The following is a 12,430-nucleotide window of genomic DNA, read 5'->3' as shown; positions in this document are numbered from 1 at the left end:
GAGCGGGTCTCAGGCGTAGAAGGGGATGTTGGCGGCGGCCCACACCGCGAGTTCGCGGGCGCAGTGGGTCACCGTCTCGCGCCAGGTGCGGGCCGCGCCGTCGCCGGCGTCGTCGCTGACGTGTTTGACGATCCGCAGCCGGAGACCGGCGTCGTGTGCCACCGACGCGAGCGCGTAGCCCTCCATGTCGACCAGCGGGGCCCGGACGGCGAGGCGTTCACGGCTGGCCTCGTCGGCGATGAAGGAGTCACCGGTGGCCAGGGTGGGTCCCTCGGGGTCGGCGAGGGTCAGCGGGGCGCCGAAGGTCTCACCGGTGAGGGCCCGCAGGGTGTCGGTGTCGAGGTCGTGCTGGATGACCGTGCCGATGAGGTGGGTGCCGGTCCAGCCGGGGCGCAGCGCCCCCGCGGTGCCCAGGTTGACGATGCCGTCGGGCGACGGGTGGCCGGCCAGGACCGCGGCCAGCGCGCCGGCCGCGTTGACCTTCCCCATCCCGGTCAGCAGCACCGGCAGGCCCGTCTCCAGATACTGCGCCTCTTCTTTCACCGCCAGCACCAGCAGGGGGCGGTCGGCGGTGATCTTCCCTATCAGTTCCATGCGATCACGGTACTTCGGCGTCCCGCGCAGGTCAGCGGTAACCCGCGGATACGGGCCCCGGGCGGGGCTCATGCCGACGGGCGGGCCCGATACCTACACTGGCGCCCATGACGGCACGCTTCAGCACGGTACGGATCGACGAGGCTCCCGAGGTCACCGCGCCGGACGGGTCCGCGGTGCGGCCTTTGTGCGTCCTGCCGGGGGCGGCGAGCTTCGCGCGGTTCGAACTCGCGCCCGAGCAGGTCTCCCAGGCGGTGTCGCATGCCACCGTCGAGGAGATCTGGTTCGTCGTGAGCGGGGGTGGCGAGATGTGGCGGAGCCAGGACGGCCGCGACGAGGTGACCGCGCTCGAACCGGGCGTCTGTCTGACCGTACCGCTGGGCACGACCTTCCAGTTCAGGGCAGGGCGGGACGGATTGCGTGTGGTGGCGGCGACCGTGCCGCCGTGGCCGGTGGACAGCCCGGACGAGGCGAGGCCCGAACAGGGCCGCTGGTGACGGGAGGCCGGTCCGCCCGGCACGCCGGGGCTCTCGTCGTGGCTCGCCTGTCCCGGTGGGACGAACCACCGGCCGCTCGCGCCGCGGGCCGCGCGGAGACCTTTCCGATCGGCATACGGAATTCCCGCTTCCACAATGCGGTAGCCGGACTTCTCCGGTCCGCGGCGAAGGGCCGTACACGGCCTCCCGCCTTGGAAAAAGCGTGGGAGTGGGACCCCGCGGACCGAAGTCGCCGCGATAGTTCGGCAGCACCATTTCCTGCGACCGGATACGTTGCTTTCTTATCCGTCCGTGCCCCTCGCCGTGCGCGGCGGACAGTCCGGTGAGCGTTTATGACAAGTCGACCACGAGGAGACGATCGACCCGGGCGGCCGGCGAAACTCAGCAGGCCTTCTCCGGAAGAAAACCCGGCAGGAACCTGCCACCGGCTCCGCCGTCGTGGTGGAGGCACTCGCGCACGCTGAGCAGGCCGAGCTCGGCGGCTTTCAGGCCCGCCTCGAACCGGGTGCTGACGTGCAGGGATTTCATGATCGCGGCGACATGCCGCCGGTAGGTGCGGACGGACACGTTCATCACCCGGGCGGCGGTGTCGTCCTTCATCCCGGCGCCGAGCATGCGCAGGACCTCCGTCTGGGTCGGGTCGAGCCGTAGGGACCCGGTGGCGCCCCGCGGCGGGACCAGGTCCGTGGCGTGGTCCCACAGGGTCTGCTGGAAGCGGTGCAGGGCGTCGGTGGCCTCCCGGCGGGCGACCAGGATCTGCGGCCGCTCGTCCCGCCCACCGGTGTGCACCAGGGCCAGTTCGGCGGCCAGCAGGGCCAGATTGGGCACCGGCCCGGCGGAGAAGCGGATGTCGGCCCCCCGGGCCGAGAAGTGGGCGATGAGGGGCTGGGCGTCCTGCTCCAGTGCGGTGGACTCGGTGAGCAGCAGCCGCAGACCATGACCGCGCCCCAGGATCTCGGTCCGCATGAACGCCGACAGGTCCGAGGCGGGGCGGTTGACCGCCTCCGCGGCGAAGCGGCCGGTCAACTGCACACTCCGGCGCGGGGCCGGAAGCTGGATCAGCGCCCGCTGCAACACCTCGCAGACCGCGCCGGGATCGCAGATCGTGACCAGTTGCGCGGCCCAGGAGTTGCCGAACTCCCGCGCGTTTTCTCTGACTTCCCCATGCCGATCAACCACCCGCATGACTTCTCCCCCGATTCGGACGCCGATTCCCCGATATCCGGCGGCGCCGTTGGATTGTCACACGGACAGTGGCGCGGGGTGCGCCACCTTTCATTCGGTCATGAGGGTCGCCCGCGGAGCGGGCCGGCCGCGGTGCTTGGCGTCATCGCCTTCCACCGCCCGCCGGGTCGAATCGGCCCTGCCGCCCGGCGTGCCGATAAAAGGGTTCACCGGGGTGCCTTTCCGGAGCCCGGACGGCTCTCCCGCGCTCGCTTCGTCTCCCTGCGAAAGGAGCCGCTCGGACCGGGCACGTGGTCCGGGCCGGCGGAACGGCGCCGCCCGCGCCGCGCTCAGCCGATCGCGTAGAAGCCGTCGCCGTCCAGATAGCGGGTCGTCAGGGCGTCCCTGGCCACGGTGCTGGCGGTCTCGTGCAGCAGGAAGACGCGCAGCGGGAACGTCCAGTCGTCGACCGACCGGTGGATCTCGCCGCCGGGTGTCACCCGGTACAGCACCTCGTGGAAGCTTTCCAGGGACCGCAGGCGGGACAGCTTCGGAAATCCGACGAGGGTGCCCTCGACGGGCGAGACCATGTTGACGATCCTGGCGTGCCGGCGCAGTTCGTAACCGGTCCGCCAACGCGCGGCGAAACGCGCGGGATCGGCGTACGCGTCCACCGTCCAGTCCAACTGGCTCTCGCCGATGGCCGCGCCGGCCGGCACGTGCACGTCGGCGCCGCAGACCCGGGCGCCCGTCTCGATCAGCCGCGGGCCGTGCGGCGTCAGCTTCAGCTCGCTGTGCGCGGCGCCGTCGCGTATGCCGAGGGCGTCCAGGACGCGGCGGGTGTGCTCGACCAGCCGGTCCTGCTCCGGGCCGCGCCGGGGCAGCAACTCGGCGCCGGCCGGCAGGTCGTGGACGCCGTTGGCACTGAGGTGGTGCATCTTCCAGATGTCGCAGACGTGGTGCCTGCCGTCCAGGCTCACGGTGTTCACGATGTACTCGCCGCCGACGAGGTATTCCTGCGCCAGCACCGTGTCGTTCTGCTGGCCCAGCGCGCTCGTGGTGCCGATCAGGGCGCGGAACGCCGCCCGGACCTCGGCGGCGCCGTCGCAGAAGTGGATGCCGTCGCTGCCCGCGCTGCTCACCGGCTTGAGCACCACCCGGCCTTCGGCCTTCTCGTACCAGGCCAGGAGGGTGGCCAGGTCGCCGGTGCGGATCTGGTCGGCGGCGGGCACACCGGCCGCCCTGACCGTCTCGACCATCAGGTACTTGTCCCGGCGGGCGCGGCTCAGCGCGGTTCCGTTGCCGGGCAGGCCGAGTTCCTCGCTGAGGATGTCCGCGAGCGGTACGGCGCGTTCGACGCCGGCCAGCAGCCCCGTCGGCTCGTGTTCGGCGACGGCCGCGAGCGTCCGGGCGATGTCCCCCGCGTGGATGATGTTGTCGGCGAAGTCGGCCGGCCGGAAGCTCGCCGCGTACGCCGCCGGTATGCCGGGGGTGCTCTGGACGTGGACGCAGTCCAGGCCCCGCGCGCGGAAGAGCGGTGCGAGACAGCGCGCGCTGGCGTAGGCGTCGACGAGGACCACCGTGCGCGGAGCGGCATCGACACTCATGGTTCCCCTGTCCTGTTGTCGTGCCGGCTGGTCTGGCTGGTCTGGCTCGTCAGAGCGCCGTGCGGGTGACCGGGTCACCGAACCTCATCAGTTCGCGGTAGGTCTCCGCCCGGCCGTGCCGCATCGTCCGGAGGGTGGCGATCGCGCTCTCGGCGGAGTCGTCGCCCTGCACGATCGAGGAGTCGTCCCCCACCAGAGCCGCGGTCACGATGATGTGCCGCTCGATGTCCTGGAGGTCCGCTTCGAGCAGGGCGCCGCGGGCGACGGCCAGTTCGGGGTCGGCGGCGGCGAGTTTGCCGAAGGACTCGGGCGAGACGGCGACGAGCCGGCGCATCGCCTTCCGGAAGGCGCGGTGCTCGGGCTGGGTGCGGCCGGTGAGGGCGACCGGTACGGCCGGCGGCTGCATCGTCGGCCGGACCTTCGCGTCGTAGCACGGCGCCGACATGTCCCCCGAGTGGATCATCGCGGCGGTGAAGCCGCGCACGCACCCGGTGGCCTCGCGCAGCGCGTCGAGCGCGGTGTCCCGGTCGCCGTCGGTCAGCGCGGTGACGGCTTCGGACACCGCGTCCGCCGCCGCGAGGTTGAGGACGAAGTAGAAGTGGTGGGTGATGACCCAGCGCGTCAACTCGTCGCCGCCCGGGGCACCGGGGGTCCGCGGCCGCGTCGGCGCCGCGGCCGGCCGCGCGGCGGGGGCATTGCCACCCGGCAGCAGGCCGCTGAGCAACTGGACCATAGAACGGACCTCGGCGGCGCGGTCGCCCAGACCGAGCCGGGCGGTCCGCAGATCGACCAGCGTCCGGGCGATGATCGTGGTGACCTCGGAGACGAGATACGCGTCGTCGATTCGGGCCGTCCTGACCCCGAAGTAGGTGTGGTTGGGCACGATCGGCTTCAGCGGCCCGGTGTCCATGGGCGCGACCATCGCCGCGATCGCGAGCCGGCCGACCTGGTCGACCGCCCGGTCCATCGCCTCCGTGAGGCGGTCGCCCGCGCCGTCCGGGCTCAGCAACTCGGCGCGCAGGCCGGTCAGCGAGGCGATGGCCCCGGTCAGTGCGGTCTCGACCGGTGCGGCGGGGCGGGTGCGGGCGCGCACCACGTTGTTCTCGGGAAGAACCACGACAGGGAGGTCGGGGCAGGCGGCAGACACGTAGATCACCTCAAGGTCTTCGTCACCGGAGCGGGCGGAACGGCGGAACAACCGGGAAGCCGTGCTCCCGGGGAGTTGAGCACCAGGGCCGCGAGGCGCGGCGGGCGTGGGCGGCGGGCGATCGGGGCTCACGATCGGGGCTCAGGACGTGGCGCATCCCCGCACCTCTTTGAGGAACTGCCCGAGATACCCGTCGTGCGGGAGATACGGGTCCCTCCACCACTCGGGCACCCTGCCGTGCAGGACGGTGCGGATGCCCGGTGTGCCCAGCGCCTCCTCGACGAGCGAGGCGTCGCCGGTGCGCAGCGTCAGGGCCAGTGAGTTGTCCAGCGGCCCGATCCCGTCCGACCGCCGCCAGGGCGCCACCCACACGCAGGGGAAGGGCAGTTCGGTCCCGAGCCCCGGATGGTCGGCGCCGTCCACGCACACCACCGCGGGCCGCAGCGCCACGGCGTCGTCCTCGACGGCGGGCAGCGGACCGTCCGGGTAGTGGCGCGGCGCCAGGTCGGTGGCGCCCGCGGCGACCCGGTCCAGGACGGCCCGGAGAGCCGCCGCCTCCTTGCGCGGGCGCACCGGCAGGACCGCCCGGTCGTCGGTCACCGGGTGGACCGGCAGCCGGGCCAGTCGCTCGGCGAGCGCGTCGGCCAGTGCCCGGTGGTCGCCCGAGGTGAGCACCGCCGTGGTGTTGGTGCAGCGCACGCCGCCGTCGCCGGCGATCTCGGTGACCAGGTGGTCAAGCGTCTCGTCGTCCAGCGGCTTGTTCGCGGGCTCGTCCAGCAGGATCTTGCTCCGGCCGGGGCCGCGTACCAGGACCCGGTCGTTTCCGCGCAGCCGGGCGACCGCGGCCTCGCTGCCGTAGACCAGCGCCAGGTCGGCCGAGTTCACCAGCGCGTCCGCGGTGGCGTGGGAGCCGGGGAGCAGGGCGACCCAGCCGGGGTCGAGCCCGGCGGCGAGCAGCGCCCGCACCAGCCGCAGCGGGGTGACCGGATCGCGCGTACCCGGCCGCACCGCGACCCGGTATCCCATGGCGACGGCCTGGAGCCAGGCCCCGTGGGTGCCGGGGTGGTTGCTCGGCGCCACCACGCCGAAGACGGAGCCGCGGCGCACCCAGCGTGCCGTACGGCCGGCGCCGACCGGCGCCTGCCGGGCCAGGATCGCGCCGAGCGCGCCGAGCGCGCCGAGGTCGTCGCGGGTACGGCCGAGGGTGCGGCGGGCCACGCCGATCGGGACGCCGGAGGCCAGTGCCTGGACCCGGCAGTACTCCTCGGGCGGCTGACCGCCCAGCGTGGCCTCGGCGAAGAGCCTGCCCGCCTCGGCGAGGACCGCCAGCCGCTCGTCCGGCCCCATCCGCGGGGCCTGGCGCATGGCCCGTACGGTCATTCCGGTCACCAGGGCGGGAGCCTCGTGGACGGTGGCGAGCGACTCGCCGTTCACCCCGTGCAGGACGCGGGTGTCCCGCGAGCCGCGCTCCTGTCCGCCGCGGATCACGGGTACGGACAACGACACGTCAGACCAGCTCCTCAGGTGCCGGCCAGGTGAGCCCGCCGGTGTCGGCCGCGTCCCGGGTCGGGGCGCGGAACTGGGTGCGCTCCTGCTCCGTGACGGGGTGACCCATCGCGTAGCGCAGACCGGCGGTCTGGATGGCCCGCGGCGGACAGCCCTCCAGATAGACGCCGGCCTCCCGGTGCTCGTACACCGCGTTGCCGACCAGCACCACCGCGCCGCGCAGCTCGGGCAGCCGGGCCACGGGTCCGGAGACGATCGTCATCTCACCGGGAAAGCCGAGCAGTTCGTCGCGCAGCAGATGCATCGCGGCGGCCAGCCAGCGGCGGCAGTCGTCGCAGGCCGTGTCGGCGTGCACGTGGATGCCCTGCCGCGGCGGGGTGAGCCCCACCGGGGCGCGGGCGATCGTGAACGCGACCTCCTCGACGCGGGCTCCCCTGACCTCGATGGCGGCGGGATCACCGGGCCCGAGACCGCGCCCGGCGGCGTCCCGCAGATAGGCGAGTTCCCACGGCCCGACGCCGGCCACGGCCGCCATCGTGGTGTCCAGCGCGACCGCGTTGCGGGAGGCGGCGATCAGGCCGACCTCGCGGGAGGCTCCCGCCATCGGGTAGTTCCCCTCGATGACGGTCATGGCGTCGCAGACCACGAGGTGCTGGGGCCGGAGCTGGTTGAGATCGACCAGGGCCTCCTCGACCCCCGCCATGTGCACGATACGGGTGGTGAATCCGGGCAGCAGGCCGACCAGGTTCTTCATGGCATTGGTCAGCACCACACTGGAATGGGTCCGCAGCTGCGGGGCGCCGATGAAGAAATCGCAGTCCATGACGATGTCGGGCAGCGCGATGGGCAGCCGCAGCGAACGAGCCCCTGGTATCTGCACGATACGCAGCGGCCGGTCGTCGAAACTGACCACCTGCGCGTAGCGGTGGACGGGATGTCCGGCCAGGATCTCTTTGAGTACCTGGGTGCGCTCGGCGACGATGACTTCCGCCCCGCGCGCCGAGGCCCGCTTCGCGACGGCGAGCAGGAGTTCAGGGCTGGTCCGGAATCCCGGTTTCCGCTGGAACATATTGGGCTTGACAACGACCCGGTCGCCTTTGCCGATGTCCTTCAGCGGGTCACCGAGCAGTTCCCATACGGTTTCCACCGCCTCGTCCACGGCGGCAGCGGTCGTTGCGCCGACCTTTGCGAGTGCGACGGCCGTGAGATCACCGGTCACCATTACTCCTCACCGTACGGCACCGTGGGACAGAAACCCCCGGGCGTATTCGACGCGTATCCGACACGTATTCCGACTGGTATTCCGGCGGGTATTCCGACGGATATCCGGCGCGCTCAGAAGGGCCAGCCGTCGAAGATCACGGCGCGGGCCGGCGCGGCCTCCACACCGGAGATCTTGACCGGCAGCGCCATCAACTGGACCACCGGGCCGGTGGCCTGATCGAGGTTCTGGATGTTCTCCAGGATGGGGATCCCGGCGCCCAGCAGCCGGCGGTGCACCTGGCCGCTGCGGTCGTCGGGGCGCTCGGTATCTTCTCGCGGTCCTCGTAGAAGTGGTAACCCGACTCCACATGGGTGCCGTTGTGCGGAAAGATCCGCAGGTCCGAGAAGGTACGGCCACCGCCGGCCGGGTCCGTCCGCGGGGTCATGGCTTTGCGGATATCGAATTTCGGATACCAGGCCGCGTCGTAGGAGGGCATGCCCTGGTACCAGCCCTGGCTGATATCAATCATCTTCATGATCTGCTCCATTGCTCGACCGGCCCGGTGATCACCTCCGCAACGGAAGCGGCGCGGCCATCACAGCATGCGGACAGGGGCCGGTCAACGCGCGTCGACAAGGGTGACAACATCCTGCCAGGGCCCGCCGGATAAGGGGTTTCCCTGGCTAATCTGCAAGCGAAGGTCGCCCTCCCCGGACCGGTCGGGGACGGCGGTTCGGGGATCATTGATCGGCGGCACCGGCTTTCGGTCGGTGGGCCGCAGAAATTCACGTACGACACCCGATGGGAAGGTGCTCCATGATCGTGGAAATGCGTCCGCGAGCCACCCGTGAACAGTTGGATTTCGTCGTCGGACTTCTCCAGCACCATGGTCTGGCTCCGGTGTCCAGCACCATCGCGGATATCATGACGCTCATCACCGAAGGAAGCGGAACGCCCGATCTGGCGGCCGCGGTCGAGAAGTCACCCGGTGTTGACCGCGTCGTGGTGGTGCCGGGCGCGCAGCGCCTCACCAGTCGCGTCTTCCGCCCCGAGGACACCCGGGTGAAGGTCGGATCGGGCGCCGAAACGGTCTTCGGCGGCCCGGAGTTCGCGGTGATCGCGGGCCCCTGCGCGGTGGAGAGCATGGCGCAGATGAACGCGGTGGCGGATGCCGTGGTGGCGGGCGGCGCGGTCATGCTGCGCGGCGGGGCCTTCAAACCCAGGACATCGCCGTACAGCTTCCAGGGCTTGGGGCTCGCCGGGCTGGCCCTCCTCGCCGAGCAGCGCAGACGGACCGGGCTGCCGGTCGTCACCGAGGTGGTCACGCCGGGCGATGTGGAATGCGTCGCCGAGGAGAGCGACATGCTCCAGATCGGGACGCGCAACATGCAGAACTTCGATCTGCTGCGGGCGGCCGGCGCGTCGGGACGGCCGGTGCTCCTGAAGCGGGGCATGGCGGCGACGATCGAGGAGTGGCTGCTCGCCGCCGAGTACGTGATGCACATGGGGAACGGTGATGTGGTCCTGTGCGAGCGCGGCATCCGCGGTTACGACCGCGGTACCCGGTTCACCCTGGACCTCAGCGCGGTGGCGGAGGCGAAGCGGCTCACCCATCTGCCGGTGATCGTCGATCCCAGCCACAGCACCGGGCATCCCCACCTGGTCGGGCCGATGTCGCTGGCGGCGGCGTCCTGCGGCGCCGACGGCCTGATCATCGACGTTCACACCGACGCGCGCAACGCGTTGTGCGACGGCGCCCAGGCGCTGACGGGGGACGAGTTCTCGACCCTGATGGGCCGGCTCAAGCCCGTGGTGGAGGCGGTCGGCCGCACCCTGTCACCGCCGCACTCCCACTCCCTCGCCCAGGTCTAGCCGACCCGCGACGCTCAACCCGTCTTGTGGAGAGAGAACATGTTCGACACCCTGAACAACTCGACCAGCCCCGGCAACCCCCACGACCCCGGAAACCCCGGTAGCTCCAGGAACCCCGGCAACCCCGGCAACCCCGTCGAGCCCTTCACCGCGGACCTCGCGCCCGAGGACTTCGTCCGCGCCGCGATGCACTGGCACTTCTCCCCGGCGACCGGCTCCCCGTACTGGGTGAAGCGTGCCGCGGAACTGGACTTCGACCCGCTGACCGACGTGCGTACCTGGGACGACCTGGATCTCTTCCCGGACGTCAGCGAGGACTGGCGGGACATCCCGGTCGACGCGCTGGTCCCGGCCGGCATCGGCCGCAGCGGCTGGGACTTCCAGGTCTTCGACAGCGGCGGCACCACCGGGCGGCCCAAGCGCATCGTGGAGTCGCGATCGCGCCGGGGCGGCGTGCTCTGGGTGAGCGAGGTCCTCGCCGAGCACGGCGTCCCCGGCGAGGGCGACGGCCACTGGCTGCATCTCGGCCCGACCGGACCGCACATCGTCGGCCGCTCCATCGGGCTGCTCGCCCAGTTGCGCAGCACCTTCTGCCACTACATCGACTTCGACCCGCGCTGGGTCAAGGGCAGTGTGCGGCACGGGCGGAAGGACGAGGTGGCCCGCTATGTGCGGCACATCCTGGCCCAGGCCGAGGACGTGCTCTCCACCCAGCCGGTCTCGGTGCTCTTCGCCACCCCGCCGGTCCTCGAAGCGCTCGCCGCCGACGAGCGGCTGCTCGACCTGGTCCAGCGGAAGGTGCGCGGCATCATCTGGGCGGGCACCAGCGTGAGTCCGGAGACGCTCCGGGTCTTCGAGGAGGAGGTCTTCCCGCAGGCCGCGGTCGTCGGCCTCTACGGCAACACCATGATGGGCATCGCCCCGCAGCGCCCCCGGGCGGACACGCGGGCCGCGCAAGCCGGGCAGGCTCCGCGGGCCGGGCAGGCCCGGCAGGACGCGCAGGCCGGGCCGGCCGCCGCACCCCACCGCCGGCCGGCCGCCGAGCGCTGCGTCTTCGTACCCTTCCACCCCTTCAGCCGGGTCCGGGTGGTCGACCCCGAGCACACCCGCACATCGGTGGGGTACGGCGAGCGCGGCCAGGCCAGGATCAGCCTGGTCTCCCGGGACCTGCTGCTGCCCTGGACCCTGGAGCGCGACGCGGTGCTCCGCGTCGAACCGACCGCCGGCTATCGGCAGGACGGGCTCGCCGACATCCGGCCGCTCACCGTGGACGGCGGCCAGGTCGCCGTGGAAGGGGTGTACTGAGCATGCCGTGGACCCCCGCGCCGGTCATCTCGCCCGAGGGACCGGGCGACGTACTCGGCCACGCCGACCACCAGGGCCTCCTCGCCACCTGCGAACAGGCGCTGGCCAGGGCGCGCCGGCTCCATCGCCCGGTCCTGGCGAGCTGGGCCGGCGAGCTGAACCGCGCCGACCCCGTGGCGATCTGGGGCGCCGCCCGCCGCAGCACCCAGCGCTCCCTGCTCTGGCAGTCTCCCTGGGACGGCGGCTCCCTCGTCGCGATCGGCTCCGCGCGCGATCTGCGCGGCCGGGGTACGCGGCGGGTCGCGTCGGTGCGCGCCGCCTGGCAGGCGCTGGTCCCCGACCTTGTCAGCGGTGGCACCGCCGCGGTCTCGCTGCCGGCCGGCGCGGGCCCGCTGGCGGTCGGCGGCTTCTCCTTCCACGCCGAGAGCGGCTACGAGATGGGCCGGCTCCCCGACGCCCTGATGTGGGTGCCCGCCTGCCAGATCCGTGGCACGGTGCGCGCGCCCGGCACCGAGGACCGGCCGGGGCCGGCCGAACTGCGGCTCAACGCTGTCCTGTTGCACGACAGCGACCCCGAACAGGTGGCGGGCGGTCTGCGCTACCTCGCGGCGTTGTGCCTCACGCCGGACCCCGGCGCCGAGCAGCGGACGCCGGTCCCCCGGGCGGCACGCACCTGCCACAGCGTCGAGCTGCCGTCCGCCGCGGCCTGGCAGGATCTGGTCAGGTCCGCCACCGGCCGGATCCACGCGGGCGACTTCGAGAAGGTGGTGCTCGCCCGTGAGCTGCGGGTGACGGCGTCCGCGCCCTTCGACGTACCGGCGGCGGTGGACCGGCTGCGCGGCGCCAACCCCGGCACCACCGTCTTCGCGGTCGACCACGAGGAGTACACCTTCCTCGGTGCCACCCCGGAGTACCTGGTCCGGGTCGGCGACCGTACGGTGCACGCGCTGGGACTGGCCGGCACCACGCCGCGCGGCGCGACGCCGGAGGAGGACGCCGCGCTCGAACGCGAGTTGGTCGGCAGCGCCAAGATCCGGCACGAGCACGACGTGGTCGTCACCATGCTGCGTGACGCCCTCGGCGACGCGTGCGCCGACGTCACCGCCGAGACACCGCCCCGGGTGGTGAAGCTGGCCAATGTGCAGCACCTGTCGACCAAGCTCCGCGGCACGCTGGCGGCGGACTCGACGGCGGGCATCCTCGACTTCGTCGAACGCCTCCACCCGACACCGGCCCTCGGCGGCCATCCCCGCGAGGAGGCGCTGAGCTGGCTCGCCGCCAACGAGGGGCTCGACCGGAGCTGGTACGCGGGCGTGGTCGGCTGGGCCGGCCCCACAGGTCAGGGCCAGTTCGCGGTCGCCATCCGCTCAGCGCTGCTCGACGGCCCCTCCGCGTCGCTCTACGCCGGCTGCGGTCTGGTGGCCGACTCCGATCCCGCGGCCGAGTACGCGGAGACCTGCGCGAAGCTGCGGCCCATGCTGTCCGCGCTGGAAATCGAGTGACCGCCGTGCGGCTTCCGAACTCACTGGTCCCT

11 protein-coding genes and 1 pseudogene are annotated in these 12,430 nt (G+C 72.2%); 4 read left to right on the top strand and 8 right to left on the bottom strand.

What is annotated here, in order from left to right:
- Positions 1 to 9 precede the first annotated feature (9 nt).
- Positions 10 to 594, bottom strand: coding sequence for a nucleosidase (locus OG519_RS31790; protein WP_405591311.1), 585 nt, complete (start codon positions 592 to 594; stop codon positions 10 to 12).
- Between the two features lie 107 nt (positions 595 to 701).
- Here OG519_RS31790 and OG519_RS31785 point away from each other — a divergent pair, with 107 nt between their 5' ends.
- Positions 702 to 1,091: a cupin domain-containing protein gene (locus OG519_RS31785; protein WP_405591308.1), complete on the top strand. Its 390-nt coding sequence runs from the start codon at positions 702 to 704 to the stop codon at positions 1,089 to 1,091.
- 381 nt (positions 1,092 to 1,472) lie between these two features.
- Here the strand turns inward: OG519_RS31785 and OG519_RS31780 are convergent, their stop codons facing one another.
- The 7 genes and pseudogenes from OG519_RS31780 to OG519_RS31750 form a co-directional block, all read right to left on the bottom strand.
- The gene (locus OG519_RS31780; protein ID WP_405591306.1) at positions 1,473 to 2,276 is read right to left on the bottom strand and encodes a response regulator transcription factor; all 804 of its coding nucleotides are present in this window, start codon (positions 2,274 to 2,276) and stop codon (positions 1,473 to 1,475) included.
- Positions 2,277 to 2,605: 329 nt separating this feature from the next.
- The gene (locus OG519_RS31775) at positions 2,606 to 3,862 is read right to left on the bottom strand and encodes an ATP-grasp domain-containing protein (RefSeq protein ID WP_405591303.1); all 1,257 of its coding nucleotides are present in this window, start codon (positions 3,860 to 3,862) and stop codon (positions 2,606 to 2,608) included.
- A 49-nt stretch (positions 3,863 to 3,911) separates the two neighbouring features.
- Entirely contained in the window at positions 3,912 to 5,018 is a 1,107-nt protein-coding gene (locus tag OG519_RS31770) for a hypothetical protein (RefSeq protein WP_405591301.1), read from the bottom strand.
- A 132-nt stretch (positions 5,019 to 5,150) separates the two neighbouring features.
- The gene (locus OG519_RS31765) at positions 5,151 to 6,515 is read right to left on the bottom strand and encodes an aldehyde dehydrogenase family protein (protein ID WP_405591298.1); all 1,365 of its coding nucleotides are present in this window, start codon (positions 6,513 to 6,515) and stop codon (positions 5,151 to 5,153) included.
- Between the two features lies 1 nt (position 6,516).
- A complete protein-coding gene (locus tag OG519_RS31760) occupies positions 6,517 to 7,734 on the bottom strand; it encodes a DUF362 domain-containing protein (RefSeq protein ID WP_405591296.1) in 1,218 nt (405 codons plus the stop codon).
- 116 nt (positions 7,735 to 7,850) lie between these two features.
- Positions 7,851 to 8,015: a hypothetical protein gene (locus tag OG519_RS31755; protein ID WP_405593219.1), complete on the bottom strand. Its 165-nt coding sequence runs from the start codon at positions 8,013 to 8,015 to the stop codon at positions 7,851 to 7,853.
- 74 nt (positions 8,016 to 8,089) lie between these two features.
- A pseudogene (locus OG519_RS31750) lies at positions 8,090 to 8,215 on the bottom strand (cyclase family protein); the annotation flags it as partial.
- A 332-nt stretch (positions 8,216 to 8,547) separates the two neighbouring features.
- On the opposite strand from OG519_RS31750, the gene aroF reads away from it, so the two are divergent.
- The 3 genes from aroF to OG519_RS31735 are packed head-to-tail and all read left to right on the top strand — an operon-like array spanning position 8,548 to position 12,398.
- Positions 8,548 to 9,591, top strand: coding sequence for a 3-deoxy-7-phosphoheptulonate synthase (gene aroF / locus OG519_RS31745; RefSeq protein ID WP_405591293.1), 1,044 nt, complete (start codon positions 8,548 to 8,550; stop codon positions 9,589 to 9,591).
- A 39-nt stretch (positions 9,592 to 9,630) separates the two neighbouring features.
- Positions 9,631 to 10,896 carry a phenazine biosynthesis protein gene (locus OG519_RS31740; protein ID WP_405591291.1) on the top strand — a complete coding sequence of 422 codons (1,266 nt, stop codon included), beginning with the start codon at positions 9,631 to 9,633 and terminating at the stop codon, positions 10,894 to 10,896.
- A 2-nt stretch (positions 10,897 to 10,898) separates the two neighbouring features.
- Positions 10,899 to 12,398 carry an isochorismate synthase MenF gene (locus OG519_RS31735; RefSeq protein WP_405591288.1) on the top strand — a complete coding sequence of 500 codons (1,500 nt, stop codon included), beginning with the start codon at positions 10,899 to 10,901 and terminating at the stop codon, positions 12,396 to 12,398.
- Positions 12,399 to 12,430: the final 32 nt, after the last annotated feature.

Source organism: Streptomyces sp. NBC_01190, from assembly GCF_045039895.1.
GTDB lineage: Bacteria > Actinomycetota > Actinomycetes > Streptomycetales > Streptomycetaceae > Actinacidiphila.
The sequence above is the reverse complement of the archived record's forward strand: the minus strand, read 5'-3'. Positions and strand labels throughout refer to the sequence as shown.